Source organism: Streptomyces sp. MAI_2237, assembly GCF_054189285.1.
The window spans coordinates 1,101,122-1,124,018 of the sequence record NZ_JAJPGQ010000009.1 but is presented as its reverse complement, the minus strand read 5'-3'; the positions used below and the strand labels follow the sequence as shown (position 1 = coordinate 1,124,018).

The window sequence follows — 22,897 nt, the reverse complement described above, 5'->3', positions numbered from 1 at the left end:
GCCCCTCGCTACGGCCGTAGTTCACGGTCGCCCGACGGACGCGACCACCACACCCCCTCGCCGTGGGTGAGGCCCGGCAGGCGCAACTCGACCTCGCGCACCCGGCGGGCCGGCATCTCACCGGTGATCACCCAGGAGGTGCTCCCGCCCGAGGTGCCGGTGAACTCCGCACCGGCCTGCGCGAGTTGGGCGGTGACCGGGGCGAGGGCGTCGAGCGGGACCTCCGCCTCGAAGGTGTGGTAGGGCTCGTACAGTCCGGTCCCCGCGCTCTCCAGCGCGCGGCGCAGCACGACCGGCGTGAGGGTGCGGAAGTCGCCGGCCGTGCTCATGACCGAGCTGAAGCCGGACCGGATCAGCGTGACCCGGTAGTCCGTCACCGGCGCCCCCGACAGCCCGTCGAGCATGCCCGCGTGCACGGAGTCCTCGACGGCCTGGTGGAAGGCGCGGGGCAGGGCGCCGAGTTCCGTGTCGTACGCGAACACGCCTCCGCCGCCCCGCGGTCCCGGCTCCACGCGCAGCCCGACCGTGGCCCACACGCGGCCGCCGAGGTGCCACGGCATCGCGGCGCACGCCTCGCCCACGCCGCGCGGCCGCTCCAGGAACCGGACGCGGCCCGGTTCGAAGTCGGCCTCGATGCCGAAGTCGTGCGCGAGCGTGGCCGCGAGCACCTCCATCTGGACCTCGCCGTACAGCAGCAGCGCGGTGGCGCCGGCGGCCGCGGGACGGGCGTGCAGCAGCGGGTCCTGGTCGGCGAGGGCCAGGAGGGCCGCACGCAGGGGCGCCGCCTGCTCGGGGCGGCGGGCGCGCACCACGGTCCGCAGCGTCGGCGGGGCGAACCGCTGCGCCGCCTCGGACGGGGCGTCGCCGAGCCGGTCGCCGACACGGATGCCGGCGATGCCGGTGACCGCGGCGATGTTCCCGGCGGTGAGCGGGCCGTCCCGGCCGATCACGGCCAGGCCGTTCGCCCGTCCGCAGACCTCGGTGGTGCGCCCGTCGGCCTCGCGCCGCCGGAACCTCAGCGGCTGACGCGGCGTCACTTTGCCGTCGTACAACCGCAGATAGGCCGTCCGCTCACCGCCCGGTCCGGGTCGTACGGCGAACACCGTGCCGCGGGGTGCGCCGCCCCGCGCCGGGGTGGGCGGGACGAGGCGGACGAGGCCGTCGACGAGCTCGGCGACGCCCTGCCCGCCGAGGGCCGAGCCGAAGAGGACAGGATGGAAGGAGCCGTCGGCGGTGCGGGCGGCGAGCGCCCGGCGCAGGTCCTCCGGTGTGGGCGCGGGGCCGTCCACCAGGGCCGCGAGCACGTCCGCGTCGACCTCGGCGAGCGCCTCGGCGAGCCGGGCGTCCCCGGCCGGGCGCGGTGTCACCCGGGCGCCGGGGGTGCCGAGGCCCGACACGTCCGTGAGCGCGGCGGCGGACGGCGTCAGCCTGCGGTGGATGTCGGCGAGCAGGGCGGTGGAGCGGGCGCCCGCGCGGTCGATCTTGTTGACGAAGACCAGGGTGGGCAGCCGCAGCCGCCGCAGGGTCCGCATCAGCACCCGGGTCTGCGCCTGCACGCCCTCCACGGCGGACAGCAGCAGCACCGCGCCGTCGAGGACCTCCAGGGCGCGCTCGACCTCGGCGATGAAGTCGGAGTGGCCGGGGGTGTCGATGAGGTTGATCTGGGTGCCGCCGACGGTGAGGGCGGCGACGGCCGAGCGGACGGTGATGCCGCGCCGGCGCTCGATCCAGCCGTCGTCCGTGCGGGTGTCACCGGCGTCGACGCTGCCGAGCCGGTCGATCGCTCCGTGGTCGAACAGCAGCCGCTCGGTGAGGCTGGTCTTACCTGCGTCGACGTGGGCGAGAATGCCGATGTTCAGGGTGTGCATGCGGGGTGGTGTCCTCGAAGACCGTGGGCCGGTGGGGGCGCTGGGTGATCTCGAGGAGTCGGCGCATGCGAGGGGTCCTGACGTGAGGGGACTCGGACGGTCACATCATGACCCGCGGGTTCGCGTGCGGCGCAACCGGATTTTCCGGCGTCAGTAGCATGAAGAGCCCGTACGTGATCATGCGAGGAGCGGATCGTGCGAGACATCTCCGTGTTCAGCGGCAGCGCCCACCCCGATCTGGCCGCCGAGGTGTGCGCCCATCTGGGGGTGCCGCTCAGCCCGACCCGCGTCAGCCGGTTCGCCAACGACTGCCTGGAGGTGCAACTCCAGGCCAACTGCCGGGAGCGGGACGTCTTCCTGATCCAGCCGCTGGTCAAGCCGGTCCAGGAGAACCTGGTGGAGTTGCTGCTGATGTGCGACGCGGCGCGCGGTGCCTCGGCGGCCCGGATCACCGTCGTCATGCCGCACTACTCCTACGCCCGCTCCGACAAGAAGGACGCGCCCCGCATCTCGCTCGGCGGACGGCTCGTCGCCGACCTGATGGTCGCGGCGGGCGCGAGCCGGGTGCTGACCATGACCCTGCACTCGCCGCAGGTCCACGGCTTCTTCTCGGTCCCGGTCGACCACCTGCACGCCCGGCGTGAACTGGCCGCCCACTTCCGGCGGTACGACCTGTCCCGCACCACCGTCGTCTCGCCGGACCTCGGCAACGCCAAGGAGGCGGCCGCGTTCGCGCGGATGATCGGCGCCCAGGTGGCCGCCGGTGCCAAGCAGCGCTATGCCGACGACCGGGTCTCCATCAGCTCGGTCATCGGCGAGGTCGCCGGCCGGGACGTCATCGTCCTGGACGACGAGATCGCCAAGGGCAGCACGGTCCTCGAACTCCTCGACCGGCTGCGGGAGTCGGGCCCCCGCTCGATCCGGGTGGCCTGCACGCACGGGCTGTTCGCCGCAGGGGCGCTCAAACGCATCGGCGAGCAGCCCGACGTACTGGAGATCGTGTGCACCAACACCGTGCCGGTGCCGGAGGAGGAGCGCACCGAGAAGCTGCGGATCCTCACCGTCGCCCCGGCGCTCGCCGAGGCCGTGCGCCGCATTCACAACGGGGAGTCCGTCAGCGCCCTGTTCGACGCGCCCCGGAGCGATTAGACAGGGAGTGCACGACCGACGTCACCGGTGTGGTGACGCTGCCCGAGGGCACCGAGATGGTCATGCCGGGTGACGACACCGGCAATGCACGTCCAGCTGATCCAGCCCATCGCGATGGAGGAGGGCCTGAAGTTCGCCATCCGTGAGGGCGGCCGCACGGTCGGCGCAGGCCAGGTCACCAAGATTCTCCAGTAGGCGGCCCGGCGGCGCTCACAGCGACCCGGACGTGGCCTCGGGCTGCCCGAGGGCCGCGTCCAGGGTCGGATGCGGAGGCAGCAGTTTCGCGAGCCCTGTGACCCGCAGGATGCGCAGCGTCAGAGGATGCGTGCACACGAGCCGCAGTTCGCCGTCCTGGTCGAGGATGCGGGTCCGGGCCCGGTACAGCAGGCGCAGTCCGGAGCAGTCGAAGAAGTCGACGGGCCGCAGGTCGATGACCAGCCGCACCTCGGGGCGGGCCGTCACGCCGTCCAGGTACGGACCGATCTCCGTGGCGGCCGCGATGTCGATCTCGCCGCGGAACTCCAGCACCGTGTGACCGCGGTCCTGGCGGACCCGCAGGTGCCGCGTCAGCGGCGCCGGTTGCTGCTCCACGACGACATCGCCTCCACCTGCTCCGACACTGCGGGCTTGCAGGTCACCGGGGGCCGGGGTGACAACGTTCCGTGAGCCTGTGAGCGCGAGCCCGTCCCCTGGGTCCCGGTGAGCGCAAAAGCGTTCCCCGCCCTGCAAGTTACCCTCGATGGAGTGAATTTGAGCATGTTCGATTGACATATGTCTTCGAATTGCGGTGAACGCTTACGACAGCGCGTGCCAGGCTTTGGTCAGAGACTGACGGAACTGCTCGGTCTGGTGCGCCGTGAGATCGCGGACCATGCGCTCCTCCAGCGTTCTCACCGGCTCCGCGTGCTCCTCGAGCAGTCGCCGCCCGGCATCGGTCAGCAGGATCAGCAGCTCCCTGCGGTTGCGCGGATTGCGTTCCCGTCGCACCAGCCCGCGGTTCTCCAGCGACCGTACGAGGTCGGCGATGGACTGCGCGGTGACGAACGAGTCGCGGGCGAGTTGGGCGGCCGACAGTCCGTCGTGACGCTCCAGAACGGTCAGCGCGGTGTACTGCAGCGCGGTGATGCCTGCCGGCTTGACCAGCTCGTCCAGGTGCGAGCGCACCACGAGTTCCACCTGCTTGACCATGTAGAGCAGGGACGGCGATGTCTTGGCGGCCTGGGAGTCGAGCATGGGTTCAGCCTAGAGCATTGACAGGAATCCTGTCTCTAATGAAACTGCGAACCAACAGGATTCCTGTTTGTTGAAATCTTGGCGAAGAGGCTGAGGAGCGGCGATGACCACCTTCGAGATCGAACCTGGACGACTGTTCGTCGGGGGACGGTGGCGCGATGCCGCCGACGGAGCGCGCACCGAGGTGGTCGACCCGTCCCGGGGTGCGGTCCTCACCACCGTCGCGGAGGCGGGCGCCGCCGACGTGGACGCGGCGGTCCGGGCCGCGCGGGACGCCTACGACGGCGGTACCTGGTCCGGGCTGAGCGGCCGCGAGCGCGGCCGGGTCCTGCACCGGGTGGCCGAGCTGATCCGCGAGAACGCCGACGACATCGCCCGCCTGGAGAGCCTGGACGTCGGCAAGCCGATCTCGCTCTGCCATGCCGTGGACGTCACCAACGCCGCCAACGACTACGAGCATTTCGCCGCCCTCGCCCACTCCCTCGACGGCGCGGTCCGCGACACGCCCATGAACGCGTTCGCGTACACCAAGCGCGAACCGCTCGGCGTCGTCGCGGCCATAACCCCGTTCAACTTCCCGCTGATCCTGGCCGGTTCGAAGATCGGCCCCGCGCTGGCGGCCGGGAACACCGTCGTTCACAAGCCCGCCGACGAGACCCCGCTCAGCGCCCTGTACATGGCCCGCCTCTTCCAGCGGGCCGGCGTCCCCGACGGCGTGGTCAACGTGGTCACCGGCACCGGACCGGTGGCCGGCGAGGCGCTGCTGCGCCACCGCGGCATCGACAAGGTCGCCTTCACCGGCTCCACCGCCGTCGGCCGCCATGTGGCGAGCCTGGCCGGCGAGGCTCTCAAGCCCGTCACCATGGAACTCGGCGGCAACGCCGCCCACCTCGTCTTCGAGGACGCCGACCTGGAGAAGGCGGTCGGCGCGATCATCAAGGCGTTCGTCTTCAACACCGGCCAGTTCTGCATGGGCGGCCCGCGCCTGCTGGTCGCCCGCCCGGTGTACTCCACCCTGCTCGGCATCCTCGCCGAGGCCGTCCCCGGTGTCCCCGTCGGCGACCCGCGCGACCCCGGGACGGTCGTCGGGCCGATGGCGGGGGAGAAGCACCTGAAGAAGGTCGAGGAGTACGTCGACCTCGCCCGCAAGGAGGGCGGCCGTATCGTGGCCGGCGGCGAGCGGCTCGACCTCGACGGCGGCTACTACTACCGGCCCACCGTGATCGCCGACCTGGCGAACGACTCCCGGGTCGTACAGGAGGAGATCTTCGGTCCCGTCCTGACCGTGCAGCCCTTCGACACCGAGGACGAGGCCGTCGCCCTCGCCAACTCCACGCCGTACGGCCTGGCTTCGGGAGTCCAGACCGCGAACCTCGCCCGCGCCCACCGCATCGCCGACCGGCTCCAGGCGGGCATCGTGTGGATCAACGACTGGGCCATGCTCGACCCTGCGGTGCCCTTCGGCGGCGTCAAGGACTCCGGCTTCGGCCGCGAGTACGGCCCCGAGGCCCTCGCCGCCTACACCAAGGTCAAGTCCGTCGTCGTCTCACTCGACTGACCTCGGCTGAACACGCCCGAACCACAAGGGAGTTCGTACGATGTCCATCACCACCCGCGCCGCGGTCGTCGAGTCCGGCGGGGCACCCTTCACGCTCGCCGACGTCGAGCTCGACGAGCCCGGGCCGCGCGAGGCCGTGGTCCGCATGGTGGCCACCGGTCTGTGCCACACCGACCTCGGGGTGGCGAGCGGCGGCCTGCCCTTCCCGCTGCCCGGCGTGCTGGGGCACGAGGGCGCCGGCGTCGTCGAGGCCGTCGGAGCGGCGGTCACCGGCGTGGCGCCCGGCGATCATGTCGTGCTGTCCTTCACCTCGTGCGGCGCGTGCCGCAACTGCAACGGCGGCCACCCGGCCTACTGCGCGACCTGGCTGCCGCTGAACCTGATCGGAGGCCGCCGCGCCGACGGCACCAGCACCATCAGCCGGAACGGACAGCCCCTGGGCGGCCACTTCTTCGGGCAGTCCTCCTTCGCCGAACGCGCGCTGGTGGACGAGCGCAGCCTCGTCAGGGTCGACGCGGACGTGCCGCTGGAGTCCGTCGCCCCGCTGGGCTGCGGGGTGCAGACCGGGGTCGGCGCCGTCTGGAACGTACTGCGGCCGGCCACCGGCAGCACGGTCGTCGTCCTCGGTGCCGGCGCCGTCGGGCTGTCCGCCGTCATGGCGGCCGCCCTGACCCCCGCCACCACGATCGTCGCCGTCGACCGGTTCGCCGAACGGCTGCTGCTCGCAAGGGAGTTGGGAGCCACCCACACCGTGAACACCGCGGAGCGGGACCTCGGCGAGGCGCTCGCCGGGATCACCGCGGGCCAGGGCGCGGACGGGGTCGTGGAGACCACGGGCAACGTCGGCGTCCTGCGCCGGGGAGTCGACGCGCTCGCCGCCCGCGGCACGCTGGTCGTCGTCGGCGCGCCGCCCTTCGGCACCGAGGTCGCCCTGGACGTCAACGGGCTGCTCGGCGGCAAGCGGGTCGTCGGCCTCACCCTCGGTGACGCCGAGACCCGCTCCTTCATTCCGTCCCTGGTCCGGCTCGTGAAGGACGGCCGGCTCCCGCTGCACCGCCTGATCAGCACCTATCCGTTCGCGGACATCGACCGGGCGGTGCGGGACGTGGGCACGGGCAAGGCGATCAAGCCCGTGCTGACGTTCTGACTCAGCCGACCGTCAGGACGAGCTTTCCGGTGGTCCGGCCGGTGTCGCCGAGCCGATGGGCCTCGGCGGCGTCGGCCAGCGGGAAGGTACCGGCGATCGTGGGGCGCAGCTTCCCCTCCTCCACCAGCTCCGCGATCGCCGTCATACCGCTGTGCGAGGCGTCCACGAGCATCCGCAGCGACCGCACCCCCAGCCGCGCGGCCTCCTCGTGGAAGTCGTCGGAGCCGACCGGCAGGATCGACACGACGATGCCCCCGGGACGCAGCACCCGCAGCGAGCGGATCGAGGTGTCGCCGCCGATCGTGTCCAGGACGACGTCCACGTCCTTGACCGCCTCGGTGAAGTCCGTCTCCCGGTAGTCGACCGTCTCGTCGACCCCGATCCCGCGCAGGAACTCGTGCTTGCCCGCGCTCGCCGTGCCGATCACGTACGCGCCGCGCGCCTTGGCGATCTGGACGGCCACGTGGCCGACGCCGCCGGCCGCCGCGTGGACCAGCACCCGCTGCCCCGGCCGTACGTCCGCGTACTCCACCAGTGCCTGCCAGGCGGTCAGCGACACCAGCGGCAGCGCGCCCGCCTGCGTGTGGTCGATCGCGGCCGGCTTGTGCGCGAACCAGCGCGCCGGGCCGGTGACGTACTCGGCGTGCGAGCCGTGACCGAACGGGTAGGACAGCATGCCGAAGACCTCGTCGCCGGGCGTGAAGCGGGCGACGCCGATTCCGACGGCCTCGACCACGCCGGAGACGTCCCAGCCCAGTACGAAGGGCGGCTCGCCCAGGAAGCCGCCGGTCGCGCGGTGCTTCCAGTCGGTCGGGTTGACGCCGGCGGCGTGCACCCGCACCAGCACCTCGTTCGTGCGCGGCTCGGGCCGCGGCAGCTCCACTTCCTTCAAGACCTCGGGACCGCCGAGGACGTCCTGGCTGATGGCTCGCATCGTCTTCACAGTGCTCATGGTGAACCAGCCTGCCGGGATCCGCCGCCCCGGGAAATGGCACGATTGCCAACCTTCGATAAGATCGTGCCATGCACGGTGAACAGCGGGTGGAACGGGTCGTCGTCCTGGCCCTGGACGGGGTGTACCCCTTCGAGCTCGGCATCCCCAGCCGGATCTTCGGTGCGGCCGACGGCCGGTACGAGGTGCTGACGTGCAGCGTCGACGGCCGACCGGTGCGCTCCTGCGCCGACTTCACCATCGGCGTCGAGCACGGCCCGGAGATCCTGGCCACGGCCGACACGGTGGTGGTCGCCTCCATGACGCCGTCGCACATCCCCGCCGAGCTGCCCCCGGAGGTCTCCGACGCGCTCGCCCGCATCCGGCCCGACGCCCGCATCGTCTCCATCTGCACCGCCGCCTTCGTGCTCGCCGCGGCCGGCCTCCTCGACGGCCGGAAGGCCACCACGCACTGGCAGGTCACCGACGCCTTCCGGCGCCGCTATCCGCACGTCGACCTCGACCCGGACGTCCTGTTCGTCGCCGACGGCCGCATCCTCACCTCGGCCGGCGCCGCCTCCGGCGTCGACGTCTGCCTGCACATCGTGCGCACCGACCACGGCAGCGAGCTGGCCAACGCCGTGGCCCGCCGCTGCGTGGTCCCGCCCTTCCGGGACGGCGGCCAGGCGCAGTACATCGAGCAGCCCGTCCCGGAGAACGCCGACGCCGGTACGGCCGCCACGCGCGCGTGGGCGCTGCAGCGCCTCGGCGAACCCCTCACCCTGACCGACCTGGCCGGCCACGCCCGAATGAGCCTGCGCACCTTCGCGCGCCGCTTCAACGACGAGGTCGGCATGAGCCCCGGCCGCTGGATCGTCCAGCAGCGCGTCGCCCGGGCCCGGCATCTGCTGGAGTCCAGCGACCTGTCCGTCGACCAGATCGCGGGCCACGTCGGCTTCGCCACGGGCGCCTCCCTGCGGCAACACCTGCACGCCGCGATCGGCGTCTCCCCCCAGACGTACCGCCGGACCTTCCGCGCGGCGGCCGGGTAACCCCGAACGTTTCGCGCTGCGTTCGCGTCCAAGAACCGACGGGCGGCGAAGGGGGACAGGGGTGGGGATGCGCGCGGGACGGCTGGCGACGACGGTGCTGGTGGCGTCGGCGGTGGTGGCGTGCGGCGCCGGCAAGGGGCGGGACCTGGTCGTCACCGGCACCCCGCCCGCCGTACCCTACGGCGGCCCGCTGCACGTGCCCGTGAAGCACGGCGGCGAAGACGGCGTCCGGGCCGCGCGCGTGGAGTCGGGGGCTGCCGGCCGGGCGCTGGAGTGCGACGGTGAGATCTACTCCGGCGCAGGCAGCGGCCCCTGGAGCAAGGGCGACGGGGGCGCGACGCCGCGCGAGGGCCTCGAGGTCTTCTTCGACATCGAGCAGCCCGACCTCCCGCGGTACGGCTACCGCGTCGAGCGCAAGGAGGCGGACCGCGTCCTGTACTCCTTCGACGTGGGCGGCAGGACCAGAGTGGCCGTCGTGATCGCCAAGGACCAGAAGGGCAGGCCCGGTTGGGGCCCGGAGACCAGCGCCTCCTGCGACCCGGCCGAACTCCCGGCGAGCTTCACCGACACACGGCCGTACGAGATCTGGACCGACCGGGACGGCGAGCGCGTGCCGGTCAGCGAAGTTTCCGGCAGCAGCGGACCCGAGCACTGCGACTGGCAGCAGGCGCACTTCCTGTCACTGGGCCGGGGCAGGGACGCCAGGACGTACGCCCGGGACCCGGAGAACGTCCTCCCCGACGGCATGCTCACCGTGCCGTACGACGGTGACGTGCGGATGCCGGCCGACGCCCACGACACCGGATACCGCTACCGCGACCGGCAGTTGTGGCTCACCGGCGACCCGTCGCGGGTCTACGTCCGCACCTCCCACGGTGTGGAGGGCTGGGCGCGGGTGAAGGACGGGTACGGCTGCAAGTGAGTGGTCGTCAGCGGCTGGCGTGCAGGGCGACGAGCAACTGCCAGACCTCGTCGGCGATCCGGGCGGCGTCCCCGTCCAGCAGGCCGTGCAGCCAGTCGGCCAGGACCCCGGCGAAGGTGGCGGCCACCGCCGACGCCACCAGCGGGGCGTCCGCCGCGCCCGCGCGCTCGCGCTCCCGCAGGCTGTAGGCGCGCAGGTCCCGGTGCAGCACTCGGCCGAGCGGGCCGCTGCCTCCCGGCGTCAGCAGCTCGCGGTACAGACTGGCGTGCGGGGCGAGCGAGGCGAAGAACTCCGCCAGCGCGGGCGGCGCATGCACCGGATCGGGCCGGCCCGTCCAGGAGTGCAGCGCCTCGACGGCCTCCCGTACGACGTCCGCGCACGCGTCGACCGCCAGTGCCTCCAGGCCGTCGTAGTGGACGTAGAACGTGGCCCGTCCGACGCCGGCCCGCCGCACCAGAGCCGCCACGCCGACCTCGGCCAGCGGGCGTTCGGCGCATTCCGCGAGCAGCGCCTGGCGCAGCCGCGCCCGGGTGCGGGCGGCCCTGGGGTCCTCCGGCTCGGGGCGGGTCACTGCGCGATCAGCACGGCGGCCAGGGCGAGGGCGCCGGGCAGCGCCTGCGCGAAGAGGATGCGGCGGTTGGCGGTCAGGGCGCCGTAGACGCCGGCGACCACGACGCAGGAGAGGAAGAACACCTGGGCACGGTAGCCCGTCGGGTCGGCCGCGATCAGGCCCCAGACCAGGCCCGCCGCGAGGAACCCGTTGTACAGGCCCTGGTTGGCGGCCATCGGCGCGGTCGCGCGGGCCATCTCGGGGTCGAAACCGTGCAGTGCCTTCCCGGGCTTCTTCTGCCACAGGAACATCTCCAGCACCAGGATGTAGGCGTGCAGGGCGGCCACCAGGGCGACCAGGACATCGGCGAGCGTCGCCATGGCGACCTTCCTTTCATGGACAGGTGTCCACTATAGCTGGACACCTGTCCATGAAGTGCGGGGGTGGTGGAGCCGGGCGACGCGGGCCCGGTTCCTGGCGGAGAGTGATGGAACCCTCACGTCCACCGGCTGTTCGAGGTTGATCCTTTCGGGTTCAAACCCGATAAGCTCCCGTTCGGCGCTGCGAGTTGACGGATCGCGTCCGTTCACTTCGTGGTGCGCACCCATGAGTGCGGAACCCCCTTGTACACCCCCCTTGTTCGTTCGTGTTGCTACGAAGGATGCAGATGGAACTCGCCACTCCGCCGCCGGCGGCGCGGGCCCCTGTCGCCTGGTACAGCTGGTGGTTGATGCCGCTGGCCTTAGGAGGCGGGACGGTTGCCGCCACGTTCATGAGCTCCGAGCGCATAGCCGCCGGCGTCGCGGGTGCCGCGGCGACCGCCGCGAGCGCCGTCTGCGTACGGCTGCTGGTCCGCACCCGGGCCCAGCTCACCCGCTCCGAGAACACCTTCCGCACCACCCAGGCGGAGCACTCGCAGCAGTGGCAGCAGCATGTGTCGGTGCTGGAGCGGAAGTTCACCGCGGAGCGCGCCTCCCTGGAGGCCCAGCTCAACGAGCAGTCCAGCGGCTACGAGGCCCGGATCGCCGAGCAGAGCTCGGCCTACGAGGCCCGGCTCGCCGAACAGACCCGTGCCTTCGAGGCGCGGCTCGCCGAGCAGGTCGACTCCTACGAGGCCCGGCTCGCGGAGCAGAACGAGGCCTGGCAGGAGCAGCTGACCCACCAGCACGCCGCCGTCGCACGGCTCGCCGACGAGCAGTTGCCCGAGGCACTGAAGCAGCTGCGCGCCGGTGAGGCGATCGAGGACCTGCTGCCCGTCGGCAACCAGTGCGCCAAGGTCAGCTCCGACCTCCAGGCCGAACTGCGCAAGGTGCTGCGCACCGCACTGATCGGCGTGGAGGAGGAGTTCAACCGCTCGACCTCCGCCGAGCAGGCCGTGATCAGCATCGGCAACCGCATCCACGTGCTCACCAGCAAGCTCCGCGGCCGGCTGCACGAGATGCAGGGCGAACACGGCCGGCTGCCCGCCGTGGCCCGCGGCCTGATGGAGCTCGACCAGCAGCTCGGCCCCGCCGACTCGCTCGCCGCGAGCATCGGCGTACTGGGCGGCTCGGACCGGCCCGGACGCCAGTGGCAGGAGCCGCAGCGACTGCTGAGCGTGGTGCGCGGCGGCATCGGCCGGATCAAGGACTTCCACCGCGTCGAGGTACGGCACCTGCCCGAACTCGGCGTGGACGGCGGCCTGGTGGACCACCTCACGCTGGTCTTCGCCCACCTGCTGGACAACGCGGCCCGCTACTCGCCGCCCACCGAGCCGGTGATCGTCTCCGGCAAGGAGGTCCCCAACGGCGTCGGCATCGAGATCCAGGACTCCGGCAAGGGCCTGAGCGAGGAGAAGAAGCGGGAGGCCGACGAGGCACTGACCGGCACCGCCGCCGGACCGGGCATCGGCGGTATCTCCGAGGACGCCAACATCGGCCTGCGCGTCGTCGGGGCCCTCGCCCGCCGCTACGGCATCCGCGTCACCTTCGCGGACTCGCCGTGGCTCGGCACCTCGGTGGTCGTGGTGGTCCCGCACAAGTACTTCAGCCCGCTGCCCACCGCGACCCCGGTGACCGCCCAGGCCCCGGCGACCCCGCAGGCCCAGGTGGCCGAGGCGGCCCCCGCCGTCCCGTCCTCGCCCGCCGTCCCGGTGGCCGTCGCCGCCGCCGAGACCATGACCGAGGCCGGTGACGCCGTGGACACCACGCCCGGCGGACTGCCCCGACGCCGCAGCAAACGGCACGAGACGGCACGGCACGAGCCGGCCGAGCGGGCCGCGCGGACCGGGGAGAACGCGGTCCAGGCCGTCCCGCCGGACGCCTCGTTCGCGGGCCTGGCCGCCTTCGCCACCGCCGGCCGCACGTCCGCCGATGAGCCCACCGGGGAGTCAGCCGAGGGGGACCTCAGGCCTGACGGCCGTGAGTCCACCGAGCACCGCACTGAAGAGAGCGACTAGTCCACATGACGCAACAGGGAACCGACGTGAGCTGGGCGCTCCGCGATCTAGTGGAGTCCATCCCGGAGATCCGCTTCGCCCTCGTGGCCTCCAGTGACGGCAAGGCCATCACCTCCTTCGGCGCCGAGGACCCGGACGACGTGGACCGGTTCGCCGCCGTGGTCGCCGGACTGCAGGCCCTGGCCCAGCCGGTGGCCGAGCAGTTCCCCAAGTACGCGGGGCAGCTGCGGCTGGCGATGATCGAGGTCGACGGCGGCCATCTCTTCGTCGTACGCGCGGGTGTGGAGACGTATCTCGGTGTCCTTGCCCGGGAAGGCCTCGACCAGGGGCTGCTCGGACACCAGATGAGGGACCTGGCCCGCAGGATGGGTGAGCTCCTCGGCACCACTCCGCGCCTGGAGGAGCACTCTGGATGAGTGCTCCCCGCCGGCCCACGAACCCGTCCGGTCTCGAGCGTTACTACGTCCTCACCCGTGGACGCAGCGGACCGGGCGGTTCGGCGTCGAGTCTCGACGTGGCGACCCTCATCGTCTCGGTGACCGCCCCCGTACCGGGCATGCAGCACGAGCACGAGGACATCCTCCGGCGCTGCCGCGATCCGCTGTCGGTGGCCGAACTGGGCGCCCACCTCGGATTGCCCTTCAACATTCTCGCGGTGCTGTTGGCGGATCTGCTCGAGGCAGGCCGCGTCGAAGCCCGTGACCCCATCCCGGCGCACGGCGCCGGCCGCGGGCCCGACCTCGCGCTCCTTGAGGAGGTACTCAGTGGACTTGAACGGCTTTGACCACCCCGGGCGCCCGGCCGCCGGGGGCACCACCCGCTCGGTGAAGGTGATGATCGCCGGCGGCTTCGGCACCGGGAAGACCACCATGGTCCGCTCGGTCAGCGACATCAAGCCGCTGACCACCGAGGAGACGCTCACCCAGGCCAGTGCCGACGACGACCACCTCATCGGCGTCGCCGACAAGACGGAGACCACCGTCAGCCTGGACTTCGGAAAGATCAGCCTCAACGACAGCCTGATGCTGTACCTGTTCGGCACGCCCGGACAGGAGCGGTTCTGGTTCCTGTGGAACGGCCTGTTCAAGGGCGCGCTCGGCGCGGTCGTCCTGGTCGACACCCGGCGCCTGGCCTCCAGCTTCCGGGCCATCGAGGAGATGGAGCGGCAGGACGTCCCCTTCGTCGTGGCGCTGAACGTCTTCCCCGACTCCAAGGAGTACCCGGTCGAGGAGATCCGGGACGCGCTCGACATCCCCGCACACATCCCGGTCGTGGCCTGCGACGCCCGCGACCGGGCCTCCAGCCGTGACGTGCTCGTCGCGCTGATCCACCACCTGAAGGACCGCTCCGCCGTCGCACTGGAGTCCCGATGAACGCGCAGCCCTTAAACGATCCCGACACGCCGAGCGGGTGCCCGGTCGCGCACGGGGCCGACCTCACCCGGCTGTTCGGGCCGGAGGCGTCGACCGACCCGTACGGCATCTACGAACGGCTGCGCAAGGAGCATGGGCCGGTGGCGCCGGTGCTGCTCGAGGGCGACGTCCCCGCCTGGCTGGTCCTCGGCTACCGCGACAACCGGCGGGTGCTGGACAACCCACGCCAGTTCAGCCGGGACGCGCGGATCTGGCGGGACTGGCGGGAAGGGCGCATCCCGGAGACGCACCCCCTGATCCCGATGGTCGGCTGGCGGCCCGACTGCGTCTCCCAGGACGGCGAGCCGCACCGCCGGCTGCGCGGCGCGGTGACCGACGGGCTGCTCGCGGCGTCCAGCCGGGGTGTGCGGCGACACGCCACGTACTTCGCCAACAAGCAGATCGACGCGTTCGCGGACGCCGGCCGCGCCGACCTGGTGGCCGACTACGCCGATCTTCTGCCGATGCTCGTGCTCACCCGGATCCTGGGCCTTCCCTCGGCGGACGGGCTGCGCCTGATCGAGTCCTGCGCCCAGGTCTTCAAGGGCGGTGAGGACGCCCTGGAGCACAACGGCCGGATCGTCCAGATCCTGTCGGAACTCGCCGAGCGCAAGCGGGCCGAGCCGGGCTCCGACTTCGCCACCGCCCTGCTGGAGCACCCGGCCGGCCTGGACCACGACGAGGTCGTCAGCCATCTGCGCCTGGTGCTCATCGCCGGCCACACCACCACCAGCAACCTGCTGGCCCAGGTTCTGCAGCGGGTCCTCACCGACGCCGGCCGGCTGTCCGACCTGGTCAGCGGGCAGCTGAACATCTCCTCCGTGGTGGAGGAGATCATGTGGGACACCCCGCCGCTGGCCGTGCTGCCGGGCCGGTTCGCGGCGGCCGACCTGGAGCTCGGAGGCCACCACATCCAGGAGGGGGAACTGCTCGTCCTGGGCCTGGCCGCCGGCAACATCGACCCGGAGGTGCGGCCCGACGCGGCCGTCGCCGTGCAGGGCAACCAGTCCCATCTGGCGTTCAGCGCCGGACCGCACGAGTGCCCGGGGCAGAACATCGGGCAGTCCATCATCGAGATCGGCGTGGACGTCCTGCTGCACCGGCTGCCGGACCTGCGGCTCGCCGTGCCGGCGGAGGAGCTGTCCTCGACCGCCTCCACCTGGGAGTCCCGGCTCGACAGCCTGCCGGTCGAGTTCTCCGCCTGACCCCGACACCACGCTGCCCGGCCGGTTCCCCGGCCGGGCAGCGTCGTACGTCGGGACGGTTCGGGCCCGCGCGGTCAGCCGTCGAGCCAGTCGCCCGCGACGTCCGCGGGACGGTATCCCGTGGCGTTCCACAGGAAGTGCGGGTGGGCGCAGCCGAACATGTAGGCCAGCAGCGTGGTGTCCTCCCGCCCGGTCCGGGGGTCGTGCAGGGCGTGGAACATCTCGGAGCCGACGACGCCGGCGTCCTCCTGGATCTGTCGGGCGCGGTCCGTGGACGCCGCCGCGGCGGACGCCTCCACGGCGGCTATGTAGGTGCGCCGCAGGATCTCCCACGTGCTGTCGATGTCGCCGTACCAGGGACCGTGCAGCGCCTCGTAGGCGTGAAGCTCGGCGTCGAACAGGGGCCAGGTGCCGGGGTGCTGGGCCCGGCAGCGTGCGGACAGCTCGGCGGTTCGGGCGCTCAGCGCCGCCACGGTGGGCCGCGGGGCGACGGTGAGGGTGGTGCCGTGGGTGAGGATGCCGCTGCACGAGTTGGGCTGCAGGTCGCAGAGCGGGCATGACTCGGCCGGGGGGAGGCCCTGGGTGATGCCGTCGAACCACAGCGCGTGGCGGCCCGTGAGCCCCATCCAGACGATGGTGGTGGTCATCAGCCAGGTGTTCCACATCGGCGGATGCGCCTCGGGCGTGCAGCCGTACTTGACGAGGGCTATGGCGCAGGCGGCGTAGAGGGCCTTGGTGTGGGTGGGCATGTCGGCGAGCCAGAAGTTGCTGATCTCGCCGGTGAGGGCGTCGGCCCGTACGTCGGCCATGTCGTCGATGACGCGGCACAGCAGCAGGGAGGCGAGGTGTTCCTCCTGCCAGAGCTCGGTGTCGGGGGAGACGTGCCAGAACAGGCAGTCCAGCATCTGCAGCGCCGAGTAGGTGCTCTGGCTGAGCGGGTTGCCCGGGGGGAGCGTGACCTCGCCCGCGTCGTGCTGCCGGAGCCAGTACTCGTCGACGGATCGCTTGTGGGCCGCGAACAGTCCGGAGACCAGGGCCCGCGCGCTGTTGGTGCTGAAGTCCTCGGCCAGGCGTTCCTCGACGTGCTGGGTGAGGCGCGTGGTGTCGATGGTGTCGATCACGCGTTTGTACTCGTGGAAGACGAGGATGTCGTCCTCGAAGCGGTGGCGGTGGCCGAGGTCGCGTTCGAGGTCGTTCATCTGCCGGGTCCAGGACCAGCCACCGGTCAGGACGCTGTCGAGTTCGGGGCGGTGCGGCCAGGTCTTGACGGTGAGGGGACGGCCGGCGCTCTGCCGCCAGCGGTAGTCGTCCGGCGTGCGGGCCGGGGGCGTGGGCAGCCGGAGGCACAGCGGGCAGCCGCAGGCGCTCGACCGCTCCTCCTCGCGCGGCGGCGTGAGCGCCCGGGTCCGCCAGGCGCCCTCCAGCATGGCGCAGGTCAGGCGGCAGATCTCGACGTCGGTGCCGACCTGGGGGAAGGCCGCTTCGATCAGGCGCAGGCTGGCATCCAGACGCCTGAGCCTGGCTATGCCCTCCTCGTCGGGCGGGAGGAACGCGGGCCGCGCCAGATGGAGGGCTCCCTCCACACGCAGCGAGGTGCTGGGGTGGGGGGAGCCGAGCGCCTCCAGCCGCTGCCGCACGGCGTCCTGGTAGCCGCGGTACTGCTCCGTACTACCGTGGACGCGGGTCAGGAACAGGCGGGCCAGGGCGTCCCCGGCCTCCGTGGGGTGGAGTGGGGCGCTCGGCTGCGCCGTGAGCGGGCTGTCGGCGGACGCCTCCGGAACGGCACCTACGACTCGGGACTTCACACAGGTCTCCCATCAACTGCGGTCATGGAGGAACCGATCGGCCGTGGTCGTCGGCCGGTCGGTTCCGGGAACTTCTGCGCCCTGCGCGCAGCCCTCACCGGAGCCGGACGCACACGTGCGGCTCCGCTCCTGGTGCGTGCGCCCGTGAGGGGCACGACTGATGCGCTTGCGCGGCGAGGAAGTGGTGGCGGACAGCCCTGCTGTCCGTGCGCTGACGAACGGCTCAGAGCCCGCAGGGTGCACGGACGCGGCGAGTCGCCCGTCCGCGGCAGGTGATCAACGGCTCGGTGCCGTCGCGGTGTTCACGGCTGCCCGTCGGACGAGGAGCGCGGGGAGCGGCGGACGGTTCTGGGCGTACCCCAGATGACCGTTGACGGGAGTGTCGAACGGGAGGCCGAACCTGGCGTCCTTAGGCATGCGATTCCTTCCGGGATCCGGAACAGGCAGAGCCCCCCCGCCCTGCGAACGGGCGGCCTGCTGGCCGCCCGTGCACTCGAACTCAGCTTCTATGGCCGAAAGTTGAACCGAGAAGCGCTACGAGGCTGCCCAGAGCCTAAATGATCTACGCGTGACCTCACCGTGATATCCGTTACTGCTTACGCCTCATGAGCTGCGTACACTGCCTCCCCTCCCACGAAGGTCATCGCCACCCGCGTCCGCCCGATCTCCTGCGGCGGTCCGGCGAACGGATCGCGGTCCAGCACCACGAGATCCGCCAGGTGGCCGACCCGCACCCGCCCGGTGTCGTCGAGATGGTTCACGTACGCCGATCCGGCCGTGTAGGCCGTCAACGCCTCGGCGAGACCGATCCGTTCGGCGGGCAGGAACACGGGGGCGACCGCGCTGCCGGGTGCGACCCGGTTGACCGCGACGTGGACTCCCTGGAGCGGATCGGGGCTGCTCACCGGCCAGTCGCTGCCCGCGGCGAGTCGCGCGCCGGAACGCAGCAGCGCGCCGAACGGGTACTGCCACGCGGCCCGTTCGGCGCCCAGGAAGGGGATCGTCAGCTCGTCCATCTGCGGTTCGTGCGCGGCCCACAGCGGCTGGAGGTTCGCCGTGGCGTCCAGCTCGGCGAAGCGCGGCACGTCGCCCGGGTGCACGACCTGAAGGTGCGCCAGATGCGGCCGGGTGTCGCTCGGCCCGTTCGCCGCCCGGGCCGCCTCGATCGCGTCCAGGGCGTCGCGGACGGCCCGGTCGCCCAGCGCGTGGAAGTGGCACTGGAAACCGAGCGCGTCCAACTCGGTGACGTACTTGGGGAGTTGCCAGGCGTCGATGAAGCTCTTGCCGCGGTTGGCGGTGGCGCAGCCGCACCGGTCCAGATAGGGGTCCAGCAGCGCGGCCGTGCCGTTCTCCGCGACCCCGTCCAGCATCAGCTTCACGGTCCCCGCTCGGAACCGCCCGTGGGTCAACGCCTCCCGCTTCTCGACCAGTTCGGGGATCTGCTCGGCCCCGCGCTCCCGGTCCCACCACAGTGCGCCGACGACGCGCGCGGTGAGCGAGCCGTCCCGCGCCGCCGCCAGATACGCGCCGGACGGGTCGTCCATGCCGAGGAAGTCGCCCACGAGCGCGTCCTGCCAGGCCGTGACGCCGAGCGCGTGCAGATGGCGCTGGGCGTGCAGCAGGGCCGCCAGCCGGTCGGCCGCGGTGGCCGGGGGAGTGAGCCGCCCGACGAGCTGCATGGCCCCTTCCTGCAGGGTGCCGCTCGGTTCGCCGGCCGCGTCCCGCTCGATCCGCCCGTCGGCCGGGTCCGGGGTGTCCCGGGTGACACCGGCGAGCTCCAGGGCCCGGCCGTTGACCCAGGCGCCGTGGTGGTCGCGGTTGGGCAGGTACACCGGCCGGTCGGGCACGACGGCGTCCAGCAGGTCCCGGGTCGGCGTACCGCCCGCGAAGGCCTCCATGGACCAGCCCCCGCCGAGGATCCACTCCCGTTCGGGGTGGGCGTCGGCGTAGGCGCGGATCGCGGCGACCGTCTCCTCGGCCGTCGTGGCCCCGGTCAGGTCGCACTGCGACAGCTCCAGCCCCGCCGGGACCGGATGGACGTGCGCGTCCTGGAAGCCGGGCAGCAGCAACCGGCCCGCCAGGTCCACGACTTGGGTCCGCGGCCCCTTGAGGTCGTGCACCTCGTCGTGGCCCACGGCCGTGATGCGGCCGCCGGTGACGGCCACGGCGGTGGCGGTGCGGCCCTCGGGGGTCAGGACGGGGCCGCCGGTGAAGAGGAGGTCTGCGTGCATGGGTCCGTTTCCTAGGAGAGGGTGGTCAGCAGGGCGGGCGCGTCCGCGTCCGTTCCCTCGCCGGTGCGGAAGTACGGGGACCTGCGCACCCACTTGGCCCACGCGGCGGCGACGAAGCCCGACCCGATCATGGCCAGGGGAGTCAGGAGGAGGAACCACCCGTTGTCCGCCCGGAGTTCGAGATGGTCGGTGGAGGAGTAGAAGCTCCAGCCGAGATAGCCGCCGAGCCCGAGCAGCGCCGTCGCGCTCAGCGCGGGAAGCACCACCGCCCGCAGTCCCTGGAGCCGGTCCTCGCGCAGCAGCGAGCGGAAGCGCACCGCCGCCGCCAGCGCGGTGAGCGCGTACGACAGGGCCACCACGATCCCGACGGCGTTCACCGTCGCCATGATCATGTCCGCGAGCCGCGGGATCACCAGGGCGAGCGCGGCGACCGCCGCCGCCAGCGCGCCGATCAGCAGCGTCCCGGCCGCCGGAGTGCCGTAGCGCGTGTTGACCTTGGACCACACCGGCCCGAGGGTACGGTCCCGGCTCATCGCGAACATCCCCCGGGCCGTGGGGATCACCCCCGCCTGCAGCGAGGCCACCGCCGAGAACATCAGCGCCACCAGGGGCAGTGCGGCCAGTGGCTGCGCCGCCAGCCGGTCCCCGAAGTACGCCAGTCCCTGCGCGCCGTGACCGGCCAACTCCGGTTCGGACAGGACCCGTTGGAAGGCGATCGAGCCGAGCAGGAACAGGGCCAGCATGGTCAGGAGGGTGATGAAACCGGCCCGGGAGGCGTCACGCGGCTCGCGCACCTCCTCGTTGACGCTGAAGGCGGCCTCGAAGCCCCAGTAGCAGAACACCGACAGGATCAGTCCCTGCGCCAGCGCCGACGACGAGGGGATCGCGAACGGGTCGAACCAGCTCCAGCTGAAGGCGTGCGGGCCGGTGACGATGCCGTAGCCGCAGAACCCGAGCAGGACGACGTACTCGAAGACCAGCAGCCCCGTCTGCAGCCGCGCCGCCGTGCGGACCCCGGTGACGGCGGTGACGGTCACCGCCACCAGGACGAAGATGCCGAGCGCGGTGGTCTGCGCCGTCGAACCCGCGTCCAGGGCGAGCCCGGCGACCCGGTGCACTCCGGCCTCCCCGGCCAGCTGGATCAGCGCCGAACCGGTGACCGCGGTCGTGTACGCCAGGAACGCCACCGTCGCCACGATGTTCACCCAGCCGACCATGAAACCGAGCCACGGACTGAGGGAACGGCCCACCCACACATAGCCGTTGCCCGCGTTCGGCTCGACGCGGTTGAGCCGCGAGTAGGCGCCGGCGATGCCGAGCACGGGCAGGAAAGCCAGCAGCATGATCGCCGGCAGATGCAGGCCCACCACCCCGGCCGTCACGCCGAGGCCGATGCCGATGCTGGTGGTCGCGGCCGTGCTGGACGCGGCGATGGCGACGCCGTCGAGGACGCCGAGGGACTTGCGCAGCGCGGGCCGCGCGGGCGGCGCTGCGCCGGGGGACTGGTCGGACATGGGCGGGTCTCCGCTCGCACCGGGGGGCCTGGCTGGCCCCGGTGAGCGCACATGAAACTGCCCGGGCACTTAACAGGTCAACGGTGTTGTCATAAGGTGCGGGCACCGGCCACCGGTCCCAGGAGGCAGTCCATGAGCGAGCGCGTCGTTCCGCCCGGCGCCCGGCGGCGCAGGCGTCCCACCAAGCAGGGCGTCGTGCTGTCCGAAGAGCTGATCGTGGCGACCGCCCTGCGCCTGATCGAGGAGCACGGCGCCGACGCCCTGTCCGTGCGCCGCCTGGGCCGCGCCCTCGGTGCCGACCCCAGCTCGCTGTACCGCTACTTCCGGCACACCGACGACCTGATGCTCGCCGTCGCCGACGAGCTGATCGGCCGCACCCTGCGCGCCTGGCGGCCGACCGGTGACTGGCGTGCCGACCTGCGCGACCTCGGCCTGCGCATGCACGCGAGCGCCCTGGCCCATCCGCGGGCGGCCGTCCTGAGCTCGTACCGCGTCACCGGACGCGTGCACGAGATCCAGGCCGTCGAGACGATCCTGGGCGTGCTGTGCGGCGCCGGCTTCCCCGACGCCGACGCCGTGCGCGTCTATCACGCCTTCATCGACCAGGCCCTCGCCTTCGGCGCCCTGGACTCGGCGAGCACGGCTCTGCCGAAGGCCGCCCGGGAGGCGGAGGCGGCCGTATGGCGGGCGACGTACGCGAAACTGCCCGCCGCCACCCATCCGCACATCGCCGCCGCGGCCCGCCACCTCGTGCACGACATGCCGCGCAGCTCCTACCCGGGCGCTCTCGATCTGCTGCTCGGCGCCGCGGCCGCCCGGCTCGCGGAAATCCGGGCGGCGGGCCGGCCCGACGAGGAGACGGCCCGGGTCAGTTGACCGCATGTCACGCCTGAAGGGCCGAGCGACGATGACCGCACCCGCCCCGCGCACGCCCTGTCTCGTGCCGCTCTCCTTCAACCGGGACGGCATCGGTCGGACCCGGGACGTCGACGGGCGTGAACTGATGCGGGACGGGAGGCGGGCGGCCGGTCGGCGACTGAACCCGCCGGGCCGGGATATCCGGAGGAGGAGGGCGGCGGGACACGACCTGCCCCGCGCCCGGGACCCTTCGGAGGAGACATGCCGCTGGTTGACGCGGGCTACGTGGTGCTCGACTGCGCCGAGCCCGAGAAGCTCGCCGTGTTCTACAAGGAACTGCTGGACGCCGAGGAGACCGACGCCACCGCCAACCGGGTGGAGATCAGGGGCGCCGACGGCATCCGGATGGCCTTCCGCCGCGACGTCAACGCGACGCCGCCGAGCTGGCCGCGCCCCGAGAACTCCCTCCAGGCCCACCTGGACTTCAGGGTGAGCGACCTGGACGCGGCAGAGCGCAAGGTGGTCGAACTCGGTGGCCGGCCGCTCGACACGAAGGACGCGGCCGGACCCTACGAGGAACGCGGCTACGCCGACCCGGCCGGCCACTCCTTCGCCCTCCGCCGCATCACACCGACGGCCCCGAAGCAGGGGTAGGGAGTGCGGCGGACGAGGAAGAGGGGCCGGCATCCTCAAGGATGCCGGCCCCTCTCGTCAGTCCCGGCCGCCCTGTTCGGCGGTCGGCCAGACGCCCGTCGAGCGCTCGATGGCCTTGGCGCCGCCGCGGTCCACGGCGCTGCGCACCACGGCGAAGATCGCGCCCTGGACCGCGGCGGCCAGCAGGATCTCTCCCCAGCCGCGGTCCCGGTCCAGGGCGTCCGGCGCGTCCTCCTCGTGCCGGATCGCCATCCACGTCTTGCGGAACGCCATCCCCGACAGGGCGCCGCTCACCCAGCCCAGCGCGAAGCCCAAGGGCTTGTAGGCGAGGGGCAGTTTCGTCTTCTTCTTCTTGGCCACGTGTGCCTCCT

At 72.2% G+C, this 22,897-nt stretch carries 22 protein-coding genes and 1 pseudogene; 13 read left to right on the top strand and 10 right to left on the bottom strand.

Translation table 11 applies throughout. The features are described from left to right. Positions 1-8: 8 nt before the first annotated feature. Positions 9-1,868 carry a tetracycline resistance ribosomal protection protein Otr(A) gene (gene otr(A), locus LN251_RS40480; RefSeq protein ID WP_458249126.1) on the bottom strand — a complete coding sequence of 620 codons (1,860 nt, stop codon included), beginning with the start codon at positions 1,866-1,868 and terminating at the stop codon, positions 9-11. Between the two features lie 195 nt (positions 1,869-2,063). Between otr(A) and LN251_RS40475 the strand changes: the two genes are divergently transcribed. Both LN251_RS40475 and LN251_RS40470 read left to right on the top strand, forming a co-directional pair. Further along, positions 2,064-3,017 carry a ribose-phosphate diphosphokinase gene (locus LN251_RS40475; RefSeq protein ID WP_458249125.1) on the top strand — a complete coding sequence of 318 codons (954 nt, stop codon included), beginning with the start codon at positions 2,064-2,066 and terminating at the stop codon, positions 3,015-3,017. 11 nt (positions 3,018-3,028) lie between these two features. Beyond that, positions 3,029-3,212: pseudogene (locus LN251_RS40470) on the top strand (EF-Tu C-terminal domain-related protein); the annotation flags it as partial. Between the two features lie 15 nt (positions 3,213-3,227). On the opposite strand, the gene LN251_RS40465 reads toward LN251_RS40470, so the two are convergent. Continuing rightward, positions 3,228-3,608 carry an anti-sigma factor antagonist gene (locus tag LN251_RS40465; RefSeq protein WP_458249124.1) on the bottom strand — a complete coding sequence of 127 codons (381 nt, stop codon included), beginning with the start codon at positions 3,606-3,608 and terminating at the stop codon, positions 3,228-3,230. A gap of 204 nt (positions 3,609-3,812) precedes the next feature. Then, positions 3,813-4,250, bottom strand: a complete 438-nt coding sequence (locus LN251_RS40460) for a MarR family winged helix-turn-helix transcriptional regulator (protein WP_458249123.1) — start codon at positions 4,248-4,250, stop codon at positions 3,813-3,815. 103 nt (positions 4,251-4,353) lie between these two features. Between LN251_RS40460 and LN251_RS40455 the strand changes: the two genes are divergently transcribed. Together LN251_RS40455 and LN251_RS40450 are read left to right on the top strand one after the other, a co-directional pair. Next, entirely contained in the window at positions 4,354-5,808 is a 1,455-nt protein-coding gene (locus tag LN251_RS40455) for an aldehyde dehydrogenase family protein (protein ID WP_458249122.1), read from the top strand. Positions 5,809-5,848: 40 nt separating this feature from the next. Further along, positions 5,849-6,955, top strand: coding sequence for an NAD(P)-dependent alcohol dehydrogenase (locus LN251_RS40450; protein WP_458249121.1), 1,107 nt, complete (start codon positions 5,849-5,851; stop codon positions 6,953-6,955). A 1-nt stretch (position 6,956) separates the two neighbouring features. On the opposite strand, the gene LN251_RS40445 is transcribed toward LN251_RS40450, so the two are convergent. Continuing rightward, positions 6,957-7,907 carry an NADP-dependent oxidoreductase gene (locus LN251_RS40445; RefSeq protein WP_458249120.1) on the bottom strand — a complete coding sequence of 317 codons (951 nt, stop codon included), beginning with the start codon at positions 7,905-7,907 and terminating at the stop codon, positions 6,957-6,959. 71 nt (positions 7,908-7,978) lie between these two features. Here LN251_RS40445 and LN251_RS40440 point away from each other — a divergent pair, with 71 nt between their 5' ends. Together LN251_RS40440 and LN251_RS40435 are read left to right on the top strand one after the other, a co-directional pair. After that, positions 7,979-8,938: a GlxA family transcriptional regulator gene (locus LN251_RS40440; protein WP_458249119.1), complete on the top strand. Its 960-nt coding sequence runs from the start codon at positions 7,979-7,981 to the stop codon at positions 8,936-8,938. Between the two features lie 67 nt (positions 8,939-9,005). Further along, a complete protein-coding gene (locus tag LN251_RS40435; protein ID WP_458249118.1) occupies positions 9,006-9,860 on the top strand; it encodes a hypothetical protein in 855 nt (284 codons plus the stop codon). A gap of 7 nt (positions 9,861-9,867) precedes the next feature. Here LN251_RS40435 and LN251_RS40430 read toward each other — a convergent pair whose 3' ends face one another. Together LN251_RS40430 and LN251_RS40425 are read right to left on the bottom strand one after the other, a co-directional pair. Then, on the bottom strand, positions 9,868-10,431 hold the full coding sequence (locus tag LN251_RS40430) for a TetR/AcrR family transcriptional regulator (protein ID WP_458249117.1): 564 nt from the start codon (positions 10,429-10,431) through the stop codon (positions 9,868-9,870). After that, the gene (locus LN251_RS40425) at positions 10,428-10,790 is read right to left on the bottom strand and encodes a DUF1304 domain-containing protein (RefSeq protein ID WP_058921399.1); all 363 of its coding nucleotides are present in this window, start codon (positions 10,788-10,790) and stop codon (positions 10,428-10,430) included. The genes LN251_RS40430 and LN251_RS40425 overlap by 4 nt, the downstream gene beginning before the upstream one ends. Before the next feature lie 287 nt (positions 10,791-11,077). On the opposite strand from LN251_RS40425, the gene LN251_RS40420 reads away from it, so the two are divergent. The 5 genes from LN251_RS40420 to LN251_RS40400 are packed head-to-tail and all read left to right on the top strand — an operon-like array spanning position 11,078 to position 15,464. Next, positions 11,078-12,847 carry an ATP-binding protein gene (locus LN251_RS40420; RefSeq protein ID WP_458249116.1) on the top strand — a complete coding sequence of 590 codons (1,770 nt, stop codon included), beginning with the start codon at positions 11,078-11,080 and terminating at the stop codon, positions 12,845-12,847. A 5-nt stretch (positions 12,848-12,852) separates the two neighbouring features. Then, the gene (locus LN251_RS40415; RefSeq protein ID WP_030043913.1) at positions 12,853-13,263 is read left to right on the top strand and encodes a roadblock/LC7 domain-containing protein; all 411 of its coding nucleotides are present in this window, start codon (positions 12,853-12,855) and stop codon (positions 13,261-13,263) included. Next, positions 13,260-13,631 carry a DUF742 domain-containing protein gene (locus LN251_RS40410; RefSeq protein ID WP_458249115.1) on the top strand — a complete coding sequence of 124 codons (372 nt, stop codon included), beginning with the start codon at positions 13,260-13,262 and terminating at the stop codon, positions 13,629-13,631. The genes LN251_RS40415 and LN251_RS40410 overlap by 4 nt, the downstream gene beginning before the upstream one ends. Further along, entirely contained in the window at positions 13,612-14,220 is a 609-nt protein-coding gene (locus LN251_RS40405) for a GTP-binding protein (protein WP_058921396.1), read from the top strand. Before LN251_RS40410 ends, LN251_RS40405 begins: the two co-directional genes overlap by 20 nt. After that, entirely contained in the window at positions 14,217-15,464 is a 1,248-nt protein-coding gene (locus LN251_RS40400; RefSeq protein ID WP_458249114.1) for a cytochrome P450, read from the top strand. Before LN251_RS40405 ends, LN251_RS40400 begins: the two co-directional genes overlap by 4 nt. A 74-nt stretch (positions 15,465-15,538) precedes the next feature. Here LN251_RS40400 and LN251_RS40395 read toward each other — a convergent pair whose 3' ends face one another. The 3 genes from LN251_RS40395 to LN251_RS40385 all read right to left on the bottom strand — a co-directional run bounded on the left by LN251_RS40395 (position 15,539) and on the right by LN251_RS40385 (position 21,014). Further along, positions 15,539-17,269, bottom strand: a complete 1,731-nt coding sequence (locus LN251_RS40395) for a hypothetical protein (protein WP_458249113.1) — start codon at positions 17,267-17,269, stop codon at positions 15,539-15,541. A gap of 596 nt (positions 17,270-17,865) precedes the next feature. Continuing rightward, positions 17,866-19,500 carry an amidohydrolase gene (locus LN251_RS40390; protein WP_458249112.1) on the bottom strand — a complete coding sequence of 545 codons (1,635 nt, stop codon included), beginning with the start codon at positions 19,498-19,500 and terminating at the stop codon, positions 17,866-17,868. An 11-nt stretch (positions 19,501-19,511) separates the two neighbouring features. After that, positions 19,512-21,014 (bottom strand): APC family permease, encoded by a 1,503-nt coding sequence (locus LN251_RS40385; RefSeq protein WP_458249111.1) that lies wholly within the window; start codon positions 21,012-21,014, stop codon positions 19,512-19,514. A 132-nt stretch (positions 21,015-21,146) separates the two neighbouring features. Here LN251_RS40385 and LN251_RS40380 point away from each other — a divergent pair, with 132 nt between their 5' ends. After that, a complete protein-coding gene (locus tag LN251_RS40380) occupies positions 21,147-21,890 on the top strand; it encodes a TetR/AcrR family transcriptional regulator (protein WP_458249110.1) in 744 nt (247 codons plus the stop codon). Between the two features lie 243 nt (positions 21,891-22,133). Continuing rightward, entirely contained in the window at positions 22,134-22,526 is a 393-nt protein-coding gene (locus LN251_RS40375) for a VOC family protein (protein WP_458249109.1), read from the top strand. A 57-nt stretch (positions 22,527-22,583) separates the two neighbouring features. Here LN251_RS40375 and LN251_RS40370 read toward each other — a convergent pair whose 3' ends face one another. Further along, positions 22,584-22,886 carry a DUF4235 domain-containing protein gene (locus LN251_RS40370; protein ID WP_458249108.1) on the bottom strand — a complete coding sequence of 101 codons (303 nt, stop codon included), beginning with the start codon at positions 22,884-22,886 and terminating at the stop codon, positions 22,584-22,586. Between the last annotated feature and the right edge of the window lie 11 nt (positions 22,887-22,897).

Coding starts and splice junctions, on each gene's coding strand:
- LN251_RS40460 (WP_458249123.1), bottom strand. CDS start 4,250: ATGCTCGACTCCCAGGCCGCCAAGACATCGCCGTCCCTGCTCTACATG.
- LN251_RS40455 (WP_458249122.1), top strand. CDS start 4,354: ATGACCACCTTCGAGATCGAACCTGGACGACTGTTCGTCGGGGGACGG.
- LN251_RS40450 (WP_458249121.1), top strand. CDS start 5,849: ATGTCCATCACCACCCGCGCCGCGGTCGTCGAGTCCGGCGGGGCACCC.
- LN251_RS40445 (WP_458249120.1), bottom strand. CDS start 7,907: ATGAGCACTGTGAAGACGATGCGAGCCATCAGCCAGGACGTCCTCGGC.
- LN251_RS40440 (WP_458249119.1), top strand. CDS start 7,979: ATGCACGGTGAACAGCGGGTGGAACGGGTCGTCGTCCTGGCCCTGGAC.
- LN251_RS40435 (WP_458249118.1), top strand. CDS start 9,006: ATGCGCGCGGGACGGCTGGCGACGACGGTGCTGGTGGCGTCGGCGGTG.
- LN251_RS40425 (WP_058921399.1), bottom strand. CDS start 10,790: ATGGCGACGCTCGCCGATGTCCTGGTCGCCCTGGTGGCCGCCCTGCAC.
- LN251_RS40420 (WP_458249116.1), top strand. CDS start 11,078: ATGGAACTCGCCACTCCGCCGCCGGCGGCGCGGGCCCCTGTCGCCTGG.
- LN251_RS40415 (WP_030043913.1), top strand. CDS start 12,853: ATGACGCAACAGGGAACCGACGTGAGCTGGGCGCTCCGCGATCTAGTG.
- LN251_RS40410 (WP_458249115.1), top strand. CDS start 13,260: ATGAGTGCTCCCCGCCGGCCCACGAACCCGTCCGGTCTCGAGCGTTAC.
- LN251_RS40400 (WP_458249114.1), top strand. CDS start 14,217: ATGAACGCGCAGCCCTTAAACGATCCCGACACGCCGAGCGGGTGCCCG.
- LN251_RS40390 (WP_458249112.1), bottom strand. CDS start 19,500: ATGCACGCAGACCTCCTCTTCACCGGCGGCCCCGTCCTGACCCCCGAG.
- LN251_RS40385 (WP_458249111.1), bottom strand. CDS start 21,014: ATGTCCGACCAGTCCCCCGGCGCAGCGCCGCCCGCGCGGCCCGCGCTG.
- LN251_RS40380 (WP_458249110.1), top strand. CDS start 21,147: ATGAGCGAGCGCGTCGTTCCGCCCGGCGCCCGGCGGCGCAGGCGTCCC.
- LN251_RS40375 (WP_458249109.1), top strand. CDS start 22,134: ATGCCGCTGGTTGACGCGGGCTACGTGGTGCTCGACTGCGCCGAGCCC.